The organism is Nonomuraea terrae (assembly GCF_044465245.1).
In the GTDB taxonomy this organism is placed as follows: Bacteria; Actinomycetota; Actinomycetes; order Streptosporangiales; family Streptosporangiaceae; genus Nonomuraea; species Nonomuraea terrae.
This window is the reverse complement of record NZ_JBITLL010000001.1, coordinates 836,419-856,971: the sequence shown is the minus strand read 5'-3', so window position 1 is coordinate 856,971 and position 20,553 is coordinate 836,419. Positions and strand designations below refer to the sequence as shown.

Sequence of the window (20,553 nt, the reverse complement as noted above, 5' to 3'; positions counted from 1 at the left end):
CCCTCCCCCGCCAGGCACCGTACACACCTGTGACAGCAACGAGTGCCGCCGGGCCCCCGGAGTGGCACAACGACGCCAGTGACCGCCCAGGGAGCCTGCCTGGGGCGAGGCCGGGACCCGGCCCGTGACAGTGGACGGCATGAAACGTCTCATCATGCTGGTGGCGGCGGTGCTGCCGCTGTCGGCCCTGGCACCGGCGGCCGCCGACGCGGCCACCCGCCATCCCACGGTGTGCTCCCCGCTTCCCGTCTCCGCGCCGCCCGGCGCCGAGGTCGAGTCGGTGACGGCGACCGCGCACGCCGCGGGAACGGTCACCTTCCCCGGCATCCCTCCGCTGCCCACACCGGCGCCGATCGCCGACGTCCCGGCGCGGTGCGACATCACCGTCACACTGACCCACCCGGAGGCGGACGACCACGTCACCATCCAGATCTCGCTGCCCCAGGACCGGGACGACTGGACCGGACGGTTCCAGGGCACCGGCGGCAGCGCGTACCTGGCGGGCGACTTCGGCGCCCCGCTGATCACCGCGGTCAAGGCCGGTTACGTGGCGGCGGCCACCGACGCCGGGATCGGCCGCTCACCGGTCGACGTGAGCGGATGGGCGCTGACCGCCGACGGCGAGGTGAACAGCCCGCTGCTGAAGAACTTCGCCTCGCGGTCGGTCCACGACATGGCGGTCGTCGGCAAGGACGTGGCGCTGCGGTTCTACGGCGACCCGGTGCGGTACGCGTACTGGAACGGCTGCTCGACCGGCGGCCGGCAGGGCTTCGCGGAGGCGCAGGACCACCCGCGGGACTTCCAGGGCGTCCTGGCTACCGCGCCGGCGATCAACTGGGACAGGTTCGCGGTCGCCACGCTCTGGCCGCAGGTCGTCTTCAACGAGGAACGGACCTACCCGACCCCGTGCGAGCTGGAGGCGTTCAACAGCGCCGCCGTCAAGGCCTGTGACACCCGCGACGGCGTCAAGGACGGTGTCATCGCCGACCCGCAGGACTGCCGCTGGGACCCGCGGCGCCTGATCGGCGCCAAGGTCGTGTGCGAGGGCAGGACCGTCACCGTCTCCGCCGCCGTCGCCGACGTGGTCAGGAAGATCTGGGCGGGTCCTGTCTCACCGCGCGGCGAGAAGCTCTGGTACGGCCCCGCCAAGGGCGCGAGCTTCGGCTACCTGGCCAAGGTCGGCGAGCCGTTCTTCGTCGCGGACAGCTGGGTCAGGTACTTCGTGGAGCAGGACCCGCGGTTCGACACGAGCAAGCTGACCTACCGGCAGTTCGCCCGCGTCTTCCAGGAGTCGCAGCGTGCCTTCAACACCGTCATCGGCACCGACGATCCCGACCTGTCCGCGTTCCGCGACGCCGGCGGCAAGCTGCTGAGCTGGCACGGCCAGGCCGACGAGCTGATCCCCACCCAGGGCAGCGTGGACTACCGCGAACGCGTCAACTGGCGCATGGGCGGCGACCAGAGGGTCGACGACTTCTACCGGCTCTTCCTGCTGCCGGGCGTGACCCACTGCGGCGGCGGCCCGGGCCCGCAGCCGGCCGACGCCCTGGGCGCGCTGGTGGACTGGGTCGAGAAGGGCAAGGCGCCGGCCACCCTCGCCACGGCGAACGCCGACAGGACCGTCATCCGCGACGTGTGCCGGTACCCGCGGGTGACCCGCCGCGTCGGGCACGGCGACCCGGCGGCGGCCGCCGGATACCGCTGCGCGAACGGCTGATCAAAGCCGATACCAGGGGTCCGGCCAGTGACCTCCCTGGGGTCAACGGGCCGTCCGGCCCAGGAGAGTGATCTGGTGACCCGCAGACGACGTGAGAAGAAATTCGGCCACGTGGCCGCGAGGCTCGGTGAGTCGTGAGCAAGAGCGACCCGCCCATCGCGCGCCGGGTGATGCTGTCGATGTTCGGCCTGGGTGCCGCCGGTCTCGCCGCCGCGCCCTTCGTCCAGAACGGCTGGGAGCGGTTCCTCGGAGCCGTCTCCCAGAACGACCCCACCGGGCTCAGCGGGCTGCTGCCGAACCCGGGCGGCTTCCGGTACTACAGCGTCGCCGCCTCGGTGCCGAGGAAGACCGCGGCCGACTACCGGCTGGAGATCGGCGGCCTGGTCGAGCGGCCCGCGACGTACACGCTCGACGAGCTGCGGGAGCTGCCCCGGACCCGGATCGTCGGCGAGGCGCGGTGCACGGACGGCTGGCGGGTGCCGGACGTCCCCTTCGCCGGGGTGCCGCTCTCGGACCTCCTCGACGTGGCCGGGGTGCGTCCGGAGGGCAGGGCGGTCCGCTTCACCTGCTTCGACGGCGTCTACAGCGAGAGCCTGACGCTCGATCAGGCCCGCCGGGCCGACGTGGTGGTGGCCCTGGACATGCTGGACGAGCCGCTCACCCACGAGCACGGCGGCCCCGTACGGCTCTACGTGGCGCCGATGTACTTCTACAAGTCCGCCAAATGGCTGTCCGGCATCTCCGTCACCGACAAGGTCGTCCCCGGTTACTGGGAGGAGTACGGCTATGACGTCGACGGCTGGCTCGACCGGACGTGAGCTGCCGCGGTTCAGCCGTACGCAGCGCCTGGTCCACCGCGCCACCGCCGGTCTCATGCTGCTGTGCGCCGGGGCGGCGGCCTGCCTGTACTTCGCACCGCTGGCTCAGCTGGTCGGCCGCCGCCACCTGGTGGTCGTCGTCCACGAGTGGTCGGGGCTGCTGCTGCCCGCGCCGGTCCTCCTCGGGCTCGCCTCGCGGGCGTTCCGCGCCGATCTGCGCAGGCTCAACCGGCTGGCGCCGTACGACAGGCAGTGGCTGCGCGCGGTACGCGGGCGCACGCCGGGACCGCGCCCGGCCGGCAAGTTCAACGCCGGGCAGAAGGTCTACGCGGGCTGGATCGCGGGAGCGGTGCCGGTCATGACGTTCACCGGCCTGCTGATGTGGTTCACCGGAGCTCTCCCGTCGATCCCCCGGTCGAACGCGATCTTCGTGCACGACGTGACGGCGCTGGCCATCGCCGTCGTCGTCCTCGGGCACGTCCGGCTGGCGTACCTGGACCCCCAGGCGCGGCGCGGGATGCGCACGGGCTCGGTGACGACCGCGTGGGCCACCAAGAACCATCCCCAATGGGTTGAAGAACGACGAGACGACTCGTCATAGCGCTCCTTATGCATGGAAGGTCGATGAATTGAACAGACGTACGTTCTCCAAACTCCTGGTGGGGGGAGCCGCGGCCGCGGCCCTCCCGGCGGCGACCGCTTCGGCGCACGCGTTGAAGCACGTCGAGGCCGGTGTGCTGAACGTCGGCTACGCCGAGTCCGGGCCATCGCGCGGGCCCGTGGTCATCCTGCTCCACGGGTTCCCGTACGACATCCACAGCTATGCGGGAGTGGCGCCCCTGCTGGCGGCGCGCGGCTACCGGGTGATCGTTCCCTACCTGCGCGGACACGGTGCGACGCGGTTCCTGTCCAGCCGGACGTTCCGCAACGCCCAGCAGGCCGCGATCGCCCTCGACGTTGTCGCGCTGATGGACGCGCTGAAGATCGAGAAGGCGGTCATCGGCGGCTTCGACTGGGGGTCGCGGACGGCCGACATCGTCGCCGCGCTCTGGCCCGGGCGCTGCAAGGCCCTCGTCTCGGTGAGCGGCTACCTGATCACCGACCGGGAGGCGAACAGGGAGCCGCTGCCGCCGGCGGCCGAACACGCCTGGTGGTACCAGTACTACTTCGCCACGGAAAGGGGCCGGCTCGGCCTTGAGAGGCATCGCGACGAGTTCGTCCGGCTCCTCTGGAAGGACGTCTCGCCGACGTGGGACTTCGACGACGCGACGTTCGCGCGGACCGCGGCGGCGTTCACCAACCCCGACTGGGTGCCCGTGGTCATCCACAACTACCGATGGCGGCTGAGCCTGGCCAAGGGCGAGCCCCGCTACGACGCCATCGAGCGGCGGCTGGCCACGGCCCCGAAGATCGCCGTGCCCACGATCACCCTTGACGCCGAGCTCGACCCGTTCACCCCCGCGGGCGGCGGCGCCTCCTACCGCGACCACTTCACCGGGGCGTACGAGCACAGGACCCTTCTGGGGATCGGCCACAACGTCCCGCAGGAGGCTCCGGAGGCGTTCGCCAAGGCCGTCGTCGACGTCGACCGCTTCTGACCGCGAAGGGAGACAAGACCATGCCCGCCATCGATCCGGCGTCGGGCCGGCAGATCGAGAACCTGATCGCGCGGTACTCCGAACTCGTCGACGACGGAGACTTCGCCGGTGTCGGCGACCTGCTCGCCCATGCCGTGTACCGGGGCAGTGGCGCGCCGCTGGGCGGCCGGGAGGCGATCGAGAGATGGTTCCGCGACACTCTGATCGTCCATCCCGGCGGCACACCCCGGACCCAGCACATCACCACCAACATCGCCGTCGAACTCGACGACCATGCGGACACCGCCCGCGCACGTTCGTACGTCACCGTCCTGCAGGCCCTTCCGGGCCGGCCGCCCCAGGTCATCGCCGCCGGCCGGTACCACGACCGGTTCGAGCGCCATGACGGGACCTGGCGTTTCATGGAACGACGCGTCGACATCAGGCTCGCCGGCGACCTGAGCGGTCATCTCCGGCCTTCAGCCGGGGAAGCTCATGATTGATACAGCGATGTCGGCGTACGGACACCGCTGCGGTTCGGTGTGACGCCCGGTCCGCGACCTGCCCATCTGGCTCGGCGCGTACCAGCCGAGGATGTTGCGGGTGGCGGGCAGAATCGCGGACGCGTGGGTGTCGAGCTCGCCGTACCTGTCTGCGCGGGGGCCGGCGGCGGGGAACCGGCTGATCGACGAAGCCGCGGTGGAGGCCGGGCGTACGCCGCTTCGGCCAGGAGGTCGCCCCGCCGTACACGAGCTGGCCGTGCAGGCTCCTTATGACGGCGGCAACTGTTCATGTGGAGACGCATCCCAGTTCGTCCCGTCGGCACCCCTGACGATGATCGTTGACGGGTTCCGCACCCCCTCACGATGGGAGCCCGACACCGATGCGACGTCTCTTCCCCCTGGGCGCTGTGTTCCTGCTGGCGGCGACGGTCACCGCCGCGCCCGCCGCCGACGCGGCGACCGTGGACTGCCGGTCGATCGACGACCCCGTCTACCACCGCGTCGATCCGAAGACCGGTGACAGTGTCTACACCACGTCCGGCCGCGAGTCGGAGAACCTCGAGAAGGTCGGCGGCCACACCGACGGGGCCGAGGCCTTCACCGTGTCGACGTCGGGGCGCGGCGGTGGCAGGCCGGTCTTCCGCCTGTACGACCGGGTCAACGACCGCCACGCCTGGACCCTCTCGCGCACCGACCGCGCCGCCCTGATGGACGCCGGCTACGACAACGAGGGCGCCGACTTCTTCGCGTTCACCGAGCCGGCCGACTGCCTGGTGCCGGTGCACACCTACACCGACGACGACGGACGTCGCCGGCTCGCCGCGTCCCCGCGGGAACGCGCCGGGCTGGCGGCCGACGGCTGGAGCGACCGCGGCCTGGCCTTCTACGCCAAGCCGGCGCAGGTGGACCCGACGTTCACGTTCGCCGTCATCCCGGACACCCAGAACGAGGTGCTGAACGACCCCAGCCGGTTCGTCGACCGGACCGAGTGGCTGGCGGCCAACGCCGACGACCTCGACCTGCGCTACGTGACCCACATCGGCGACGTGGTCAACTGGGACACCCCGACGCACGACCAGTACGTGCGCGCCGACGCCGCCACGGACGTCCTGGAGGCCGCCCGCGTGCCGATCCCGTTCTCGTACAGCATCGGCAACCACGACACCGCGGCGGTGAAGGAGGGCGGTTCCGCGGCGCCCGGTGACGTCAAGGCGAACCTGCGGATCACCGACACCTTCAACCGGTACTTCCCGACCACCCGCTCGACCTATCTGGCCGGCGCCTACCAGCCCGGCAAGATCGACAACTCCTTCCACACCTTCACCGCCGGCGGCCTGGAGTGGATGGTGCTCAACCTGGAGCTGTGGCCGCGGACCGAGGTCGTCGAGTGGGCGCGGACCGTGGTGGCGGAGCACCCGCACCACAACGTCATCGTCAACACGCACTCCTACCTGACGGCGTCCGGGGCGATCAAGCAGGACAACGGCGGTTACGGCGCCAACAGCCCGCAGTACCTGTTCGACCGGCTGATCTCGCAGTACGCCAACATCCGCTTCGTGTTCTCCGGCCACGAAGGCACGACGGCGCACCGCGTGGACACCGGGGTGCACGGCAACACGATCCACTCGATCCTGAACTGCTACCACGACGTGTCGAACCCGACCCGGCTGGTCGAGGTGGACACCGAGGCGGGGACGTTCAAGACCTGGGTGTACTCGTCACTGACCGACGAACTGAAGAACGACGGCTCCGGCTTCACCGTCACCGGCGTCGACTGGGTCCGCTGACCCCGGGCCCGAGCTGAGGGCGGTCCGCCTCCCCGGCGAACCGCCCACCCCCTCCCTGGCCGCGCGGCCCCTTATCCAGCAAGCTGCCGAGAAGGCTCACCCCCGCTTTCGGATGGCACTTTTTCCCGACATATACGCCTTACAAAAGGTAAACGCGATCTTCACTAGATCGCCAGGAAGCCCTGCGAACGTCCCCTTTGGCCGCTTCCTCGCCCCGACCAGGATCACCCCTCCCTGGCCGAGGACGCCGGCCAGAAAGGGACTCGCAGGCCATGCGCCGAGTCGTGTCTGTCATCTCCGCCACCCTCACCGCCTTCGCCCTCGCCGCGATCACCACCGCCGGTCCGGCCTCCGCCACCCCGCCCGGCATCCCCTCGGCGAGCACCGCCGCCTCCCGGCTGGCCGCCCTGACCGTCGCCGCCGAGTCGCACGGCTCCACCTACGACCGCGACCTGTTCCCGCACTGGATCACCATCTCCGGCGCCTGCGACACCCGCGAGCAGGTGCTCAAGCGCGACGGCACCAACGTCGTGACCAGCTCCTCCTGCGCCGCCACCGCCGGCCGCTGGCACTCCCCGTACGACGGCGCCACCTGGACCGCCGCCTCCGACGTCGACATCGACCACATGGTCCCGCTCGCCGAGGCCTGGGCCTCCGGCGCGTGGAACTGGTCCACCTCCCGCCGCCAGTCCTTCGCCAACGACCTCGACGGCCCTCAGCTGTGGGCCGTCACCGACAACGTCAACCAGTCCAAGGGCGACCAGGACCCCGCCCAGTGGAAGCCGTCCGTGACGTCCTTCCGCTGCACCTACGCCCGCGCGTGGATCCAGGTCAAGTACACCTGGGGCCTCAGCGTGGACAGCGCCGAGAAGTCGGCGCTGAACAGCATGCTCGGCTCCTGCTGATCGCCCACCTTCCCGACTGAGCCGCCCTGCCCGTCACCGCACCGGCAGGGCGGCGCTTTCACGCGTCGGAACCCGGCTGAGCTGAAGGAGGCTCATGCCGAACATCAGCGCGCCCAGCGGGACGTGCAGGGCCGTCAGGTGCGCGATGCCCAGGGCTATCTGCGCCAGCGTGAGCCCCAGGAACACGGCCGCGTACAGGATGGGCCTGGGCGAGCCGCCGCCCGGCCGCCACACCAGGACCGCGGTGACGAGGTGCACCACCGCCACGGTGAACACCCCGTACGCCGTTACGCTGTGCGATGTCCGTCCGGCGGGCGAGGTCAGCAACAGACCGGCGGTGATCGGCGCGGCGAAGAGGGCAACGGTTTGCAAGGCGATCGCGACACGCAAGAACATGGGTGGGCTCCTTGACGATGCTGGATGGTGTCTCAGTAGTCCGACGACACGACCGCCGTGAATGTCAGGCGACGGAACCTCACACTTCGGTGCGCTGTCACGTCGTTCTGGTGAGGGCGATGCGACCGAGGGAGTCGTCGGCACCATGACCGAGCCAGAACACAGCGGGCCCGATCCGATCACGGGCGAAGGACGTCGGCTGATCGGTCTCGCGTACCGGCTGCTGGGCTCCCTCGCCGACGCGGAGGATGTCGTGCAGGAGACGTACGCCCGCTGGTACGCCATGTCGCGTCGGCAGCAGGAGGTCATCGAGTCCCCCGGCGCCTGGCTGACGAAGGTCGCCGGCCGCATCTGCCTCGACGTGCTCGGCTCGGCCCGGGCCCGGCGGGAGCGCTACGTGGGCGAATGGCTCCCGGAGCCGCTCCCCGAGGACCGTACGGAGTGGATCAACGGGCGGTCGGGCGGCGCCGTCGACCCGGCCGACCAGGTCACCCTGGACGAGTCGATCAGCATGGCCTTCCTCGTGGTGCTGGAGTCGATGACCCCGGCCGAGCGCGTCGCCCTCATCCTCCACGACGTCTTCCGCTACTCCTTCGCGGAAGTGGCCGAGATCGTCGGCCGTACGCCGGCGGCGTGCCGCCAGCTGGCCTGGTCGGCCCGCCGCCGCGTCCGCGAGTCGCAGGCTCCCCCGGCTCCGGCGGCCCGGCGCTCCGGCATCGTCAGGGAGTTCAAGCAGGCCTGGGAGGCCCAGGACATCGACGCCCTCATCGGCCTCCTCGACCCCGACGCCACGGCGATCGCCGACGGCGGCGGTGTCGTCGACGCCGTACTCCGCGCAGTCGAAGGCGCCGAGCGGATCGCACGCTACGCCGTGGACATCGCCGGCCGGGTGCCCGACCTGACGCTCCTGGAACGCACCGTCAACGGTCAGCCCGGTCTGGTCGCCCGGCGAGACGGCGTCACCGTGATGGTGGTGGCGTTCGACGTCGCAACCGACCGGATCAAGCACATCTGGGCAGTACGCAACCCCGAGAAACTCCGGCCCTGGACGGTGGGCCCGGCGCGTCACCTGACATTCCCCGCGGTGGTGCCATCGGACTACTGAGACACCGGCTCAGGCGCGGGACGCTCCGACGACCACGCAGGCCATGACGACCGGTTCCGTGCCGCGGTTGTGCCAGCGATGGCGGGTGCCGTTCTGGACGATGACGTCCCCGGGATACAGCGTCTTCTCCACCCCGTCGTCGAGTTCCAGGGTGAGCTCGCCCGAGATCACCAGTTCCATGTCGACGGTGTCGGTACGGTGCATGCCCGGGTCGTCCGGCTCGAGCAAGCCGGTGATGCCGGGCAGTTTCTCCTCCATCTCGCGCAGCCCGGCCTCGACGTCGACCTCTCCGGACGCGCTGTGGTCGCCGGGCGGCAGCGTCATGATGAAGAACCGGTAACCGCCCCTGGGCGGGAAGAACGTGGTCTTGGGGCCGTTGACGCCCTCATCGGGAAACGTCGGCGGAGCGTCCGCCCGCCATAACTCGTGATAGCTGGAGGTGAACAACTGGACGGTGGTCGCCTCGACCTGGGCGTCCGAGACGAACACCGCATGCCCTTCGTGGTCGTGGCCCGTGACGACACGCCTTATGCCCATGATCGGAATCCGTTCTCGTTTTCGCCGGTCGTTCGGTCAGAAGTCGTCCGTGAGGTGCGGTATTGCGGCTTCGCGGAAGGCGGCGGCCGAACCCGGCTCAGCCGCAGCTGCCCCAGGACTTCCAGCGCGATTTGCCTTCGGCGGCATTGCGGCCGTCATCCCGGATCCTCCCCATGTAGCTGACGCACCGGCCCTTGCCGTAGGTCTTCACCGGTCCCAGGTAGTGCTTGACGCTCCGGCCCTCGTTCTCGCCGCTCGCGCGTGAGTTGGCCCCGCGCGTCTGCGTCGTGATCGTGGCCATGACGAAGGTGCGGGTGCCGACGTTCGAGGTCTTGATCGTGGTGACGCAGTTGTAGCCGGTCCTGCGGTTGTACAGCAGGTAGACGTAACCGAGGACACGTTGGGAGGAGGTCTTCACGGCCTGCTTGCTGTGGGCGACCCGGGCGAAGCCGGAACCGCACACCCGCTCCGGGGTGACGGCGGAGGCGGCCGCGTACGCAGGATTGACCATGAGCCCTCCGACCGACAGTGCCGCGCCAAGGAGGATCGTCGTCGACTTGCGCATGCAGCCACCCTTCTCAACCGTCTCCCGCCACCCTGGGGACCAACGGTTGATCATCCTGCCGGATGATTCCGCATCAAATGACCGAATGGTCAAATTAGTCCGCCTGCGCCCCGCCGATCAGGCGGGACAAGACGGCGTCGTCCAGCTGCCCTGGAGCGAGTGACGGCCGGGTCAGCGCTCGCGGTAGAAGATCATGCCGCCGTGGTGCAGCGTGTCGGCGTCGACGAAGACGCCGTCGGCGGTGAAGCCGGTGTCGTCGACGTAGTCGATCTTGTTGCCGGTGACGGTGTACCGGCCGGTGTAGGCGCTCTTGCGGGTGCCGCGCGCCTCGTCGTAGCGGCCGTCAGAGGTCAGTCCCTGGCGGATGTGGCCGTCGGCGGTGACCCACATGCCCACATACGGGTGGGCGGTCTGACCGGTGGGCGTCATGGAGGGCTCCTGAACGATGATGGCGGTACGGGGTGGGGCCGCGTCCCGCTGTGCGGAACACGCGGCGAGGGCGAGGGCTGAGGCGGCGGCCAGCGTGACCGAAAGGCCGCCCTTCATGCCTGCCGTTCTTCCGCAGGGCGGGCGGCCGGGAGCCGGTAGCTGCCCAGCACGGCCAGGGCGTCAGCCGAGGGGCTGCCCGGTTCGGCCTGGTAGACGAGCAGTTGCTGGCCCGGGCTGGAGTTGACGGTCAGCGACTGGTAGCTCAGTTCCAGGTCACCGACGAGATGGTGGTGGAAACGCTTGACCTCCGCGGTCTTGCCGCGCACGTCGTGGCGAGCCCACAGGCGGGCGAAGTCCGCGCTCTTCAGCGACAGCTCGCCGACCAGGGCGCGCAGGGCCGGATCGTCCAGATCGTCGCCGGCGGTGGCGCGCAGCGCGGCGACGCAGTTCTCGGCGGTCAGCTCCCAGTCGCGGTAGAAGGTCCGGGCCGCGGGGAGGAGGAACACCGAAGTGACCACGTTCGTCTCCTCGCCCATCCAGTCGAACAGCGCCTCGCCCAGCGGGTTGGCGGCCAGCTGGTTGAGGTAGCGGTCGAAGATGAGCGCCGGGGTGGTGTGCCAGCCGTCCATGAGGCGGATCAGAGCGGCGTCGGCGTACTCCGTGCGCTTGGCTCGTCTGCGCGGCGGCGCCGGGCCGGCCAGCGTGCGAAGGTGGTCGGCGGCGTCCGCGCTCAGGCCGAGCGCCCGGGCGAGCGCTTCGACGACCTGCGGCGAGGGGTGCTTGTCACGGCCTTGCTCCAGCCGGATGTAGTAGTCGGTCGACACGCCGGCCAGCATCGCCACCTCTTCGCGGCGCAGCCCAGGTGTGCGGCGCTGACCTACGGGCAGCCCGTGGTCCACGGGGTCGGCTGCGGCGCGGCGTGCGCGCAGAAATTCCCCGAGCCTGTTGGCGGTCATGAGAAGTCCTTCCGGTAATGCGCCGTTTCGACAGGACCTGATGACTTCACCGTACGAACGGCCGGCACACGCCGGGTAGCCCTGGCACTCCCACCCTCTCCCCGACGCTCGGCGGCGAAAACGGGCGACCTACACCAACGGCGGCGGCTCCCAGCTTCGCCCCCCACGCGGTCACTTCCTCGGAACGCCCGGCGCGGACGCCGTGGTCGTCGGCCCTCGTCCCGGCCAGAGCGGGCTAGCGCTCCGCGCCGAGCGCCCAGGAGGCGAGGATCCGCAGGCCGTCGTGGGAGGGCGTGCCGGGCTCGGCGGTGAAGGTGACGAGCTGCTGGTCGGGGTCGGGCGCGAAGGTGAGGGTGGACCAGTCGAGGGTGAGGTCGCCGGCGACCGGGTGGCGCAGCACCTTGGTGCCCATTTCCCGGACGGCGACGTTGTGGGAGCCCCACCACCGCCGGAAGTCCTGGTCCTGCACCGACAGTTCGCCCACCAGGTCCATCAGCCGTGGATCCTTCGGGTCGCGGGCGGCCTCCATGCGGAGTTGCGCCACACCGGCCTTGGCCATGTACTCCCATTCCGGATACAGCGCCCGCACGGCCGGGTCGGCGAATACCAGCCTCACGAAATTGCGCTTTCTCTCTGGAATCCGCGAGAAATCGGTGAACAATGCGGCGGCCATGGGATTCCACGCGAGAATGTCCGTGCGCCTGCCCAGGACCACGGCCGGGGTGGTGGCGAGGTCGTCCAGCAGTCGCCGCAGCTGCGGCTGGACTTTCTGGGTGACCCGCCGGCGCGGCCGGGCCGCGTCCTTGCCGGACAGCTCGAACATGTAGGCGCGTTCGTCGTCGCTGAGCCGAAGGACGCGCGCGATCGTGTCGAGCACCGGCGCAGAGGCCTGACGACGCCCCTGCTCCAAGCGGGTGTAGTAGTCGGTGCTGATCGAGGCGAGCATGGCCACCTCCTCCCGGCGCAGGCCCTTGACCCGTCGCCTGCCGCCGGCGTCGGCCAGCCCGACCATGGCGGGGCTCAGCTCCGTCCGCCGGGCCTTGAGGAAGTCGCCCAACTCGCTGGGGTGCGCGTTGCTGCTCATATGACCCAGTATCTCCACCGGGTGAACCTCTGAAGGGGGGCCCGGCCTGTCCCAGGACAATGCTGTCAGAGGACGAAAGTCTCCCCTTTTTTCCAGCGTGTGGCGCGTGCGAGCCTCGGATCGATCGCCCGAGAAATCCGTACCTGCCCGAGAATGCACGAGGACATGAAGACGAACGTCACCTTCCCCAGCAACGGCCTTGCCGTCGCCGGGATTCTGTTCACCCCCGACGACCACACCGGCGGCCCGCTGCCGGCCGTCGTGGTCTCCCATCCGGGGGGCGGCGTGAAGGAGCAGACCGCGAGCGTCTACGCCGAGCGCCTGGCCCGTGCCGGTTTCGCCGCGCTCGTCTTCGACGCCGTGTACCAGGGTGAGAGCGAGGGCGAGCCGCGCGGCCTGGAGAGCCCCTTCCAGCGCGCCGAGGACGTCAAGTCCGCCGTGACCTACCTGGCGGTCCGCGACGACATCGACGCGGACCGCATCGGCGCCCTGGGCATCTGCGCCTCCGGTGGCTACGTTCCCTACGCGGCGCAGACCGATCACCGCATCAGGTCCGTGGCCACCGTCAGCGCCGTGGACCTGGGCGGCGTGTTCCGTGACGGGCTCGGCCGTACGCAGGGGCCAGAGGTGCTCCAGGCGATGCTCGCCCAGGCCGGCGCCCTGCGTACGGCGGAGGCCCGCGGCGAGGCCCCGCACATGGTGCGCTGGATCCCCGAGAGCGCGGAAGGCGTGCTGAACACTCAGCTCCGGGAGACCCAGGAGTACTACCTCACCCCGCGTGGGCGGCATCCCCGCGCGAACAACGCCTGGTTGCTGCGCAGCATCGACCAGATCGCGCAGTACGACTCGTTCGCGTTGATCCGGCTCATCGCGCCCCGGCCGCTGCTGATGATCGTCGGCTCCGAGGCGGAGACCGCGTACTTCAGCCGTGAGGCGATCGACAAGGCCGGGCAGCCGAGCGAGCTGTTCGTCATCGACGGCGCCACCCATGTGGATCTGTACGACAAGGACGAGTACGTCACCCCGGCCGTCGCCAGGCTCGCAGACTTCTTCGGCGAGCACCTGACTCGCGCTGCCATGGAGGGCGTACGAGGACTCCGACGGCCACGCGGCGTCCGAGGCCGCTCTACCGGGAGTCCGACGCGGATCGGGTCCGCTTCCGCCGGCAGCTTCACGCTGCGGGGCTGACCAGCCGCCGGGCGCCTGACGGGGTTCAGCCGTCGAACCTGCGGCGCGACGCCTCGATGTGACCCAGGTACTGCTGGGTCCAGCCGCACATCACGTCGACGGTCGCGCGCAGGGCGCGTCCGGGCCCGGTCAGCGTGTACTCGACCCGCGGCGGCACCGTGGGGTGCACCTCCCGCTCGACCAGGCCGTTGCGTTCCAGCATCCGGAGATTCTGGGTGAGCATCTTGTGGCTGATGCCCTCAAGCCCGTTACGCAACTCGCTGAACCGCAGGGTGCGGTAACCCAGCGTCTCGATGATCAGAAGTGCCCACTTGTTGGCGACGTCCGAGAAGATCTCGCGCGCCAGGGAGTCCGCGCGGGAGATGTCGGCGTCCTGCGCCGAGCCGCTGAACTGCGTGGTCACCATGAGGTTCCTCCGTCACCGAAAAGTGCGTTCTTCCACGTCAGCGTTCACTCTCCTACGGTTTCCCAGTAACCGCAAGAAACCGCTGCCGAGGGCACCCGGCCCAGCGGTCACGGCATCGAGGAGACACCCATGGCCATCACCCTGATCAACCCCGACAGCCTCCCCCAGGTCGATGTCTACCGGCAGGTCGCCGTCGCGACCGGCACGAGGCACGTCTTCGTCGCCGGCCAGGTCGCCTGGGACGCCGACGGCGTCACCGTCGGCGCCGGCGACCTCGCCGCCCAGGTCGAGCAGTGCTACCTCAACGTCGCCACTGCCCTGGCGGGGGCCGGAGCCACCTTCGACGACGTCGTACGTCTGACCGTCTACGTCGTCGGCTGGACCCCCGACAAAATGGCCCCGTTCCTCGACGGCGTGGCCCGCGCGGCGGATCGCCTGGGCACGACGCCGGTGCCGCCCGCGACACTGATCGGCGTCGCCGCGCTGCACACCCCCGAGCACCTGGTCGAGGTGGAGGCGACCGCCGTCGTCGACTGACCGGGCACACGACCCCGCATCTCCCGGCACCCGGCCGACAGCGCGGCCCGCTGCTCTGAATCGTACCGGCTATATTCGGTTGACTGGTAGCACGTATGCATTTACGTTCGTGCTCAACAAGGGAAACCACGATGGTCGGCGCGATCTGGCTACCCTTATGACGCCGGACAGTGGTGGCCCGACCGAGGAGGCAGCGTGCGAGATCGATTCGGAAGCAAGACGGCGATCCTCACCCTGATCGCCCTGACCCTGGCCGTGTTCCTCTACGTGACCACCGAGGCGCTGCCGATCGGCCTGCTCCCCCTGATCGCGACGGACCTCGGGACCAGCGCGTCAGCGGTCGGGCTGCTGGTCACCGGGTACGGCTTGATCATCGTGGTGGTGTCCCTGCCACTCACGCGGCTGACTCGCCGGCTGCCTCGACGGCGGCTGCTGTGCGTCCTGTTGGCCGTATTCGTGGTGGCGACCCTGGTGTCAGCCGTGGCGTGGGACTACTGGCTGCTCATGGGTGCCCGGATGGTGACGGCGCTGAGCCAGGCGCTGTTCTGGGCCGTCGTGACGCCGGCCGTCGCCGGCCTGTTCCGGGCCGAGGTGCGCGGCCGGGCCCTGTCGATCCTGTACGCCGGCGCCTCCACCGCCACGCTGGCCGGCATCCCGGCCGGCACGTGGCTCGGCCAGCTGACCGACTGGCGGGTGGCGTTCCTGGCGCTCAGCGGCCTGGGCCTGCTCGTACTCGTCACGGTGGCCGCCGTACTGCCCGGCACGCCGCCCGGGCAGGGGGCGGCCGACCGGGGCAGCGCACCCGATCGCGGCCGGTATCTGTCGATCGTGGTCACCACGGCGGCAGCGATCACCGGCGCGTTCACGGCGCTCACCTACATCAGCCCGTTCCTGACCGGCGTGACCGGCTTCGCCGAGTCGTCGATCGGCCCGCTTCTGCTGGCGCGCGGGATCGCGGGCCTGGCCGGCGTGCTCGCGGTCGGCTGGCTCATCGACCGCCACGGCTGGCTCACCATGACGGGGCTCATCGGCCTGCAGGCGCTGGCGCTCGCCGGGCAGTACGCGTTCGGTGCCTCCCAGGTCGCGACCGTCATCATGATCTCCCTGTCCGGCTTCACGCTGGCGGGGCTGACCGCCGCACTGGGCTCGCGGGTGCTCGTGTACGCGCCGGGCGAATCCGTCATGGCGAGCGCCGGCAGCTCCACGGCGTTCAACGCGGGCATCACCGCGGGCGCGCTCTTCGGCAGCGTGCTGCTGGCCGGTCCGGGCGTGCACAGCACGGCACTCGTCGGGGCGCTGCTCAGTTCGGCGGCCTTCGTCATCGCGCTGGCCGAGCCACTCTTCTCCAGCCGGCGGAACACCGCGCCGGCGACCACCGCCGAGCCCTTGACCGAGGACACCCGGGTCACGTGATCCGATGCCCAGCTCGGCAACCTCCATCAACGCTTTAGGTGGTAGCGTTCCTGGTATGCCACTCGACGTGTGCCGGCTGCCGCTGGTCGGCGGGCACCCCGCACTCGACCTGGTCAACACCCTCGAACGAGGGTCACCGCTCGACGGCGACCCGCCCCACGACTTCCTGTCCGACATCTCCGCCCTACTGCGCTGGACGTCGAGGGTAGGCCTGATCAACGACGCGGAGGCCGACCGGGTGGGTCAGGCTTGGCGCGACGATCCCGCAGCGGCACACGCCGGACTCGCCGCCGTGCGAGACATCCGGGAGCAGCTGCACCTCGTCATGCTCGCAGCGATCCGCCCCGCCGACGGCGGAGCGACGGATGACCCGGGCTCCCCCGCCGAGGGCGACCCGATCGCCGCCGGTGCCGCGCTGGTCGGGCTGCACGAACGGTGGTCCGGGGCGGCCGCCCGAGCAACGCTGGTGCTCGACAGGGGTGACCCGCCGCGGATACGGCTCACCTACGGCACCGTACCGGCCCTGCTGATCCCCGACCGGGCCGCCGAAGCCGCCCTCGACGTGCTGCGGACGGCCGACCTGACCCGGGTGCGCCGCTGCCCCGTGGCCGAAGGCGGCTGCGGGTGGCTGTTCCTCGACCAGAGCCGCAACGGTTCCCGCCGCTGGTGCCGCATGGCGGACTGCGGCGCCACGGCCAAGGCCCGCCGTCTCACCGAACGCCGCCGCGCCGCGCGCACCGCCCCGTCAGCGCGTGCCGGCTCACCGGACAGCGGCCGGTGAGTCAGCCGCGGGTCTTCCGGTAGGCGTCCTTGAGGCAGATCTTCCCGTCGCTGAAACGCCACAGGTCGATGCCGTGCTCGCAGTACGGCGAGCCGTCATCGGCCACGAGGTGGTACGTCCAGGTGCACACGGCCCATTCGCCGTTCACGAGCGGCTCGCCCTGCTCGATGACCGCGCCGGCATCGTGCTCGAACATGGCACGGAAGCCGTCGGCCAGCTCGGCATGGCCGCGGAAGGTGCGGCCCGGCTCGGGGCCGACGGACGCGGCGTAGACCGCGTCCTCGGTCATCAGCTCCAGCAGACCGCCGACGTCGCGCCTGGCCCAGGCGTCGGCGAAACGTTCCAGGCATTCACGCGGGCTCTTCTCAGACATCGTCGTCGTACTCCTGCGCGAGGTAGGCGTCCAGGTCCGGGCCGCGGGGGTTGGCGAGGACGTGCGTGATCCAGGCGCGCCGCTCGAAATCGGTGACGCTCAGCTCCCACACGCACCCGGCCGCCTCGCTCGGGTGCGGCGCGAGGTGCTCAGGCCGGTCGGCCGGCGCGGACAGGATCCGCTGGTGGACCTCGTTCCGCTCGGCCCACCAGCAGGCCAGCGCATAGCAGAGCCGGGGCGCGTCATGGGCGATGACGAACCCGACGCCGTACCGGTCGGGCGCGACGGCAGGCGCGGGGAGCACCTCCCGGGCGGCACGCAACGCGGCCTCGGCGACTTCCGTGCGGGCAGGCCGCCCGTGCGGCGCGATCGTGTACAGCTTGACCACCCAGTCACCCAGCTGGACCCGGCGCTTGAAACGCACGCTGCGCGGCTGGTACGGAAGATCAGGCGATGGCGGGTGCACGCCGGCCTCCTTATTTAATAAGGTATTTTCAGATATATTCCTTATGTTCAGAGGCTAGCGGAGGATCCCATGTCTGTGCAGCCCCTCGACGCCATCAACCGCGTCCTGCTGGCGGAGCTCTCCCGCGACGGACGCAAGACGGTCCGCGCGCTCGCCGCGCTCGTGGGGCTGTCCGAGCCCTCTGTACGGGACCGGCTGGACAAGCTCTCCCGGGACGGAGTGGTCACCGGCTACCGCGCGATCGTCGAGCCGGCCGAGGTCGGCGCGGGAACGGCCGCGTTCGTCGCCCTGCGCTTCAGCTCCGTGGCCAAGGCGGAGGTCAGCGCGGCCCTGGAGCGGGAGCCGTGCGTACTGGAGGTGCACGAGGTGGCAGGTGAGAACTGCTACCTCATCAAGGTCAGAGTGGGCACCACCGTCGAGCTGGCCGACGCGCTCGACCGGATCCGCGCGATCCCGGCGATCTCGCACACCAACTCCACGGTCGTCCTGCGCACCATCTTCGAACGGCCCATCACCATCGAGACCGGACAGCCCCACTGAACAGAACCCTGGGACCCGATCAAAGGTCCTCAGCAGTGGCACGGCCGTGCACGCGAGCCGGCTCGTTCCTGGAGCGCTCACGGCGTCCGGAACTCGACCGATCGTCAGGGGACGCTGTGGGGGACGGTGACGACCAGGTGCCAATCGTCGTAGTAGGGGCTGCCGTCCATCCAGGCGATCACCGGTCGGCCACGTCCGTCGAGTGTCATGGCCAGGCCGAAGCCCGGGGAGTTGCGCATCTTCGCCACCGGCGTGTGCGTGCAGCGCGTCCCCGTGCAGGCGGCGACGACGAGTTGTTCGCGGTCCAGGTCCTGGTAGGCCACCAGCGCGCGCTCGGAGGCGTCCAGCACGAGGGCCGGTGCCAGGTGGTCCTGGCCGGGCGCGGACAGCACGGCCGTGTCGGCCTGCGAGCACGCCTGGTTACGGCAGTCGAGCAATCTGATCGATCCGTCGGCCGAATCCCGGTAGGCGATCACCGGGCGGCCGTCGTACCGGATCGCCATGGTCGCGCCGGAGCGATCGCGGTGTTCCTCGTGGCGCCAGGTCTCACCGCCCTTGACCGGCTGCTCCACCCGCATCCTGGCGCACTCGTGATCCTCACAGGTGATGACGGAGATGGCCCCCGTGTCCTCGTCGAAGCGCAGGACCACGGGATCGGCCACGGGGGCCACGCCGATCACGAGTCCGCGATCCTGGTAGGACGAGGTGCTGAAGGGCAGCTTGGCGACGTCCTTCGTGCGCGGGCTGGTACAGGCCGGATCGTCGCACCTGGTGACGGAGAGCATCTCGCCGTCCTGCCCCGGCAGCGGGCGCACCTGGGCGAGCATCAGGCCGCCGTAGGGATGTTGCGTCATCGCCACGATCCTGTCCTCGGTGTCCTGCGTCGCCTCCGCGATGGGCCTGCCACCAGGGGCCGGGACGCACCCGGTCGCGTCGCACATCAGCAGTCCGAGCCGGGCGCGCCAGTCCTCGTCGAACGGGTCCCCCTGCTGCGCCCACGTCGCGACGACGAGCCGCCCGCCGACCAGCCGGGCGGCGGGCGCCCTTGGCGTCTCAGCGGCGCCGACCGGCTCGGCCCAGGCGTAACGGGTGCGTGCGCAGGTGCTGTCGGTGCAGGTCAGCAGCTTGGCCTGGGCGAAGGAGTCCATCAGCATGACCATCCGCCCGCCCTCGCCCGCGTGAATGGCCTGCAGGTCCCACCCGCTGATGGCCGGCTTCGGACGGCCGTCCGGCTGCGGTTCCGCTGCCCCTTCGCGGCTCCAGGAGGCGGTGACGACCGTCTGGGTGACCTCCAGCCAGCCGAACGGATTGACCAGCATCGTGCCGCCGTACAGCAGGCCGGGCAACAGCAGCGCCGCCACTACCCGCACCGGCCTGAGCGGGCTCGGCCCGCACTCGGGCAGGCGCTCGACGATCTGCCCGAACTCCGTGACCAGGCGCCGGATCGCCAGGCGGTGCAGGAGCAGGCGGGCGATCACCATCCCTTGGAACGCCGGGGTGGCCAGGCCCAGGACGGAGGTCGCCACACCGTGCGCGAGGGGGTGTCCCGACGCGCCCCACAGCACCGCTTGCTGGGCCGCCGCGGGAAGGATCAGCACGCCGAAGGCCAGCGTGAACGCGCCCGACCAGAGGCCGCCGTTCGTCGGCCCCACCGCGCGCAGCAGCCGGTAAGCACGATGGAGCGCGCTCCCCGCGGATGCTCCCTCCAGGACCACGATCGCCACGGCCACCAGGCACGGCATCGCGAGCAGCGCCAGGGGCACCATCACGAGGAACGCCCCCAGCAGGTGCTCGATCCACAGCAGCATGCCGAGACCGGCCGCCGCGATCACCACGAACACCAGCGCGCCCAGCAGTGTGAGCGACAACAGCGGCGACCATCGCCGCATCGTGGCCCGCATCGCCGCGGACGCGGTGACGGGCCTTCCGGTCAGCAGCCCGGCGGCGAGCACCACGGTCGCGGGCACGACCACGGCCTGCCCGGCCAGCGAGGCGAGCAACGTCACCAGCGTCCACACCAGCAGGGGCCACCCCGGCTCGCCGAGCAGCTGGAACTCGCCGTTGACCTGGGCCGCCGACTCATCCGTCACCATCGCCAGCCCGGCCAGGCTGAGCACGCCGATCGGCACGAACACCAGCAGGCTCGGCACGACGAGCCGGAACAGGTGCCGCGCCGCGCCGGCGTAGGCCCGCCAGACCACCCCTGCCCGCCGCGCGGCGGCCATGGCTTCGTCGTGGCGGGTTTCGGTCCGTAGCGCAGCCTCGGACATGAAGGCCTCCAGCGCGGGGGGATCGCCTTGTGGCCATGAGCGTAGGGTCCTCGGCCTGCGGGGAAGGGAGGCAGGTCCAGGTCGGCATGGGATCGAACCCGCGGTGGAGCTCGCTGCGTACTCGTCGCCGAGCGAGGAGAGCGGCGCCGGCGAGTGGCGGCCGCCACGCGCCGACGCGTGGCTGCCGCCACCGTGGGCCG

At 70.5% G+C, this 20,553-nt stretch carries 23 protein-coding genes; 13 read left to right on the top strand and 10 right to left on the bottom strand.

The features are described from left to right. The first annotated feature begins 139 nt into the window (after positions 1-139). The 7 genes from ACIBP6_RS04100 to ACIBP6_RS04070 all read left to right on the top strand — a co-directional run bounded on the left by ACIBP6_RS04100 (position 140) and on the right by ACIBP6_RS04070 (position 7,307). A complete protein-coding gene (locus ACIBP6_RS04100; protein ID WP_397048541.1) occupies positions 140-1,717 on the top strand; it encodes a tannase/feruloyl esterase family alpha/beta hydrolase in 1,578 nt (525 codons plus the stop codon). Between the two features lie 134 nt (positions 1,718-1,851). Then, a complete protein-coding gene (locus ACIBP6_RS04095; protein WP_397048539.1) occupies positions 1,852-2,535 on the top strand; it encodes a molybdopterin-dependent oxidoreductase in 684 nt (227 codons plus the stop codon). Then, positions 2,504-3,136 (top strand): cytochrome b/b6 domain-containing protein, encoded by a 633-nt coding sequence (locus ACIBP6_RS04090; RefSeq protein WP_397048537.1) that lies wholly within the window; start codon positions 2,504-2,506, stop codon positions 3,134-3,136. The genes ACIBP6_RS04095 and ACIBP6_RS04090 overlap by 32 nt, the downstream gene beginning before the upstream one ends. A gap of 28 nt (positions 3,137-3,164) precedes the next feature. Next, a complete protein-coding gene (locus ACIBP6_RS04085; protein ID WP_397048535.1) occupies positions 3,165-4,133 on the top strand; it encodes an alpha/beta fold hydrolase in 969 nt (322 codons plus the stop codon). A gap of 20 nt (positions 4,134-4,153) precedes the next feature. Next, the gene (locus tag ACIBP6_RS04080; RefSeq protein ID WP_397048533.1) at positions 4,154-4,615 is read left to right on the top strand and encodes a nuclear transport factor 2 family protein; all 462 of its coding nucleotides are present in this window, start codon (positions 4,154-4,156) and stop codon (positions 4,613-4,615) included. A 380-nt stretch (positions 4,616-4,995) separates the two neighbouring features. Then, complete coding sequence (locus ACIBP6_RS04075) at positions 4,996-6,402, top strand: hypothetical protein (RefSeq protein WP_397048531.1); 1,407 nt, start codon at positions 4,996-4,998, stop codon at positions 6,400-6,402. A 284-nt stretch (positions 6,403-6,686) separates the two neighbouring features. Next, complete coding sequence (locus tag ACIBP6_RS04070; RefSeq protein WP_397048529.1) at positions 6,687-7,307, top strand: HNH endonuclease family protein; 621 nt, start codon at positions 6,687-6,689, stop codon at positions 7,305-7,307. A 33-nt stretch (positions 7,308-7,340) separates the two neighbouring features. Here ACIBP6_RS04070 and ACIBP6_RS04065 read toward each other — a convergent pair whose 3' ends face one another. Continuing rightward, positions 7,341-7,703, bottom strand: coding sequence for a hypothetical protein (locus tag ACIBP6_RS04065; protein WP_397048527.1), 363 nt, complete (start codon positions 7,701-7,703; stop codon positions 7,341-7,343). A gap of 145 nt (positions 7,704-7,848) precedes the next feature. Here ACIBP6_RS04065 and sigJ point away from each other — a divergent pair, with 145 nt between their 5' ends. Further along, a complete protein-coding gene (sigJ, locus tag ACIBP6_RS04060) occupies positions 7,849-8,808 on the top strand; it encodes an RNA polymerase sigma factor SigJ (RefSeq protein ID WP_397048525.1) in 960 nt (319 codons plus the stop codon). Between the two features lie 9 nt (positions 8,809-8,817). Here the strand turns inward: sigJ and ACIBP6_RS04055 are convergent, their stop codons facing one another. The 5 genes from ACIBP6_RS04055 to ACIBP6_RS04035 form a co-directional block, all read right to left on the bottom strand. Then, positions 8,818-9,345, bottom strand: coding sequence for a cupin domain-containing protein (locus ACIBP6_RS04055; RefSeq protein ID WP_397048523.1), 528 nt, complete (start codon positions 9,343-9,345; stop codon positions 8,818-8,820). 97 nt (positions 9,346-9,442) lie between these two features. After that, on the bottom strand, positions 9,443-9,910 hold the full coding sequence (locus ACIBP6_RS04050; protein WP_397048521.1) for a hypothetical protein: 468 nt from the start codon (positions 9,908-9,910) through the stop codon (positions 9,443-9,445). Positions 9,911-10,081: 171 nt separating this feature from the next. Further along, positions 10,082-10,339 carry an Atu4866 domain-containing protein gene (locus ACIBP6_RS04045; protein ID WP_397048519.1) on the bottom strand — a complete coding sequence of 86 codons (258 nt, stop codon included), beginning with the start codon at positions 10,337-10,339 and terminating at the stop codon, positions 10,082-10,084. Positions 10,340-10,452: 113 nt separating this feature from the next. Further along, positions 10,453-11,295, bottom strand: coding sequence for a helix-turn-helix transcriptional regulator (locus ACIBP6_RS04040; protein ID WP_397048517.1), 843 nt, complete (start codon positions 11,293-11,295; stop codon positions 10,453-10,455). A gap of 235 nt (positions 11,296-11,530) precedes the next feature. Further along, positions 11,531-12,379, bottom strand: a complete 849-nt coding sequence (locus ACIBP6_RS04035; protein ID WP_397048515.1) for a helix-turn-helix domain-containing protein — start codon at positions 12,377-12,379, stop codon at positions 11,531-11,533. Positions 12,380-12,544: 165 nt separating this feature from the next. On the opposite strand from ACIBP6_RS04035, the gene ACIBP6_RS04030 reads away from it, so the two are divergent. Next, complete coding sequence (locus ACIBP6_RS04030; protein ID WP_397048513.1) at positions 12,545-13,567, top strand: alpha/beta hydrolase; 1,023 nt, start codon at positions 12,545-12,547, stop codon at positions 13,565-13,567. Between the two features lie 25 nt (positions 13,568-13,592). On the opposite strand, the gene ACIBP6_RS04025 is transcribed toward ACIBP6_RS04030, so the two are convergent. Continuing rightward, positions 13,593-13,973: a winged helix-turn-helix transcriptional regulator gene (locus tag ACIBP6_RS04025; RefSeq protein WP_397048511.1), complete on the bottom strand. Its 381-nt coding sequence runs from the start codon at positions 13,971-13,973 to the stop codon at positions 13,593-13,595. 129 nt (positions 13,974-14,102) lie between these two features. On the opposite strand from ACIBP6_RS04025, the gene ACIBP6_RS04020 reads away from it, so the two are divergent. The 3 genes from ACIBP6_RS04020 (at position 14,103) to ACIBP6_RS04010 (ending at position 16,704) form a co-directional block, all read left to right on the top strand. Beyond that, positions 14,103-14,510, top strand: a complete 408-nt coding sequence (locus ACIBP6_RS04020) for a RidA family protein (RefSeq protein ID WP_397048509.1) — start codon at positions 14,103-14,105, stop codon at positions 14,508-14,510. Positions 14,511-14,705: 195 nt separating this feature from the next. Continuing rightward, positions 14,706-15,923: an MFS transporter gene (locus ACIBP6_RS04015; RefSeq protein ID WP_397048508.1), complete on the top strand. Its 1,218-nt coding sequence runs from the start codon at positions 14,706-14,708 to the stop codon at positions 15,921-15,923. A gap of 55 nt (positions 15,924-15,978) precedes the next feature. After that, the gene (locus ACIBP6_RS04010) at positions 15,979-16,704 is read left to right on the top strand and encodes a CGNR zinc finger domain-containing protein (RefSeq protein ID WP_397048506.1); all 726 of its coding nucleotides are present in this window, start codon (positions 15,979-15,981) and stop codon (positions 16,702-16,704) included. A 1-nt stretch (position 16,705) separates the two neighbouring features. Here the strand turns inward: ACIBP6_RS04010 and ACIBP6_RS04005 are convergent, their stop codons facing one another. Then, positions 16,706-17,077: a nuclear transport factor 2 family protein gene (locus ACIBP6_RS04005; protein WP_397048504.1), complete on the bottom strand. Its 372-nt coding sequence runs from the start codon at positions 17,075-17,077 to the stop codon at positions 16,706-16,708. After that, positions 17,070-17,543, bottom strand: a complete 474-nt coding sequence (locus ACIBP6_RS04000; protein WP_397048502.1) for a hypothetical protein — start codon at positions 17,541-17,543, stop codon at positions 17,070-17,072. Before ACIBP6_RS04000 ends, ACIBP6_RS04005 begins: the two co-directional genes overlap by 8 nt. A gap of 69 nt (positions 17,544-17,612) precedes the next feature. On the opposite strand from ACIBP6_RS04000, the gene ACIBP6_RS03995 reads away from it, so the two are divergent. After that, positions 17,613-18,083, top strand: a complete 471-nt coding sequence (locus ACIBP6_RS03995) for an Lrp/AsnC family transcriptional regulator (protein ID WP_397048500.1) — start codon at positions 17,613-17,615, stop codon at positions 18,081-18,083. Positions 18,084-18,187: 104 nt separating this feature from the next. On the opposite strand, the gene ACIBP6_RS03990 is transcribed toward ACIBP6_RS03995, so the two are convergent. Then, positions 18,188-20,353, bottom strand: coding sequence for a hypothetical protein (locus ACIBP6_RS03990; RefSeq protein ID WP_397048498.1), 2,166 nt, complete (start codon positions 20,351-20,353; stop codon positions 18,188-18,190). Positions 20,354-20,553: the final 200 nt, after the last annotated feature.

Excerpts from the sequence above, each read along its gene's own strand:
- ACIBP6_RS04100 (WP_397048541.1), top strand. The coding sequence starts at position 140 with ATGAAACGTCTCATCATGCTGGTGGCGGCGGTGCTGCCGCTGTCGGCC.
- ACIBP6_RS04090 (WP_397048537.1), top strand. The coding sequence starts at position 2,504 with ATGACGTCGACGGCTGGCTCGACCGGACGTGAGCTGCCGCGGTTCAGC.
- ACIBP6_RS04080 (WP_397048533.1), top strand. The coding sequence starts at position 4,154 with ATGCCCGCCATCGATCCGGCGTCGGGCCGGCAGATCGAGAACCTGATC.
- ACIBP6_RS04075 (WP_397048531.1), top strand. The coding sequence starts at position 4,996 with ATGCGACGTCTCTTCCCCCTGGGCGCTGTGTTCCTGCTGGCGGCGACG.
- ACIBP6_RS04065 (WP_397048527.1), bottom strand. The coding sequence starts at position 7,703 with ATGTTCTTGCGTGTCGCGATCGCCTTGCAAACCGTTGCCCTCTTCGCC.
- sigJ (WP_397048525.1), top strand. The coding sequence starts at position 7,849 with ATGACCGAGCCAGAACACAGCGGGCCCGATCCGATCACGGGCGAAGGA.
- ACIBP6_RS04055 (WP_397048523.1), bottom strand. The coding sequence starts at position 9,345 with ATGGGCATAAGGCGTGTCGTCACGGGCCACGACCACGAAGGGCATGCG.
- ACIBP6_RS04050 (WP_397048521.1), bottom strand. The coding sequence starts at position 9,910 with ATGCGCAAGTCGACGACGATCCTCCTTGGCGCGGCACTGTCGGTCGGA.
- ACIBP6_RS04045 (WP_397048519.1), bottom strand. The coding sequence starts at position 10,339 with ATGACGCCCACCGGTCAGACCGCCCACCCGTATGTGGGCATGTGGGTC.
- ACIBP6_RS04040 (WP_397048517.1), bottom strand. The coding sequence starts at position 11,295 with ATGACCGCCAACAGGCTCGGGGAATTTCTGCGCGCACGCCGCGCCGCA.
- ACIBP6_RS04035 (WP_397048515.1), bottom strand. The coding sequence starts at position 12,379 with ATGAGCAGCAACGCGCACCCCAGCGAGTTGGGCGACTTCCTCAAGGCC.
- ACIBP6_RS04030 (WP_397048513.1), top strand. The coding sequence starts at position 12,545 with ATGAAGACGAACGTCACCTTCCCCAGCAACGGCCTTGCCGTCGCCGGG.
- ACIBP6_RS04025 (WP_397048511.1), bottom strand. The coding sequence starts at position 13,973 with ATGGTGACCACGCAGTTCAGCGGCTCGGCGCAGGACGCCGACATCTCC.
- ACIBP6_RS04020 (WP_397048509.1), top strand. The coding sequence starts at position 14,103 with ATGGCCATCACCCTGATCAACCCCGACAGCCTCCCCCAGGTCGATGTC.
- ACIBP6_RS04010 (WP_397048506.1), top strand. The coding sequence starts at position 15,979 with ATGCCACTCGACGTGTGCCGGCTGCCGCTGGTCGGCGGGCACCCCGCA.
- ACIBP6_RS04005 (WP_397048504.1), bottom strand. The coding sequence starts at position 17,077 with ATGTCTGAGAAGAGCCCGCGTGAATGCCTGGAACGTTTCGCCGACGCC.
- ACIBP6_RS03995 (WP_397048500.1), top strand. The coding sequence starts at position 17,613 with ATGTCTGTGCAGCCCCTCGACGCCATCAACCGCGTCCTGCTGGCGGAG.
- ACIBP6_RS03990 (WP_397048498.1), bottom strand. The coding sequence starts at position 20,353 with ATGTCCGAGGCTGCGCTACGGACCGAAACCCGCCACGACGAAGCCATG.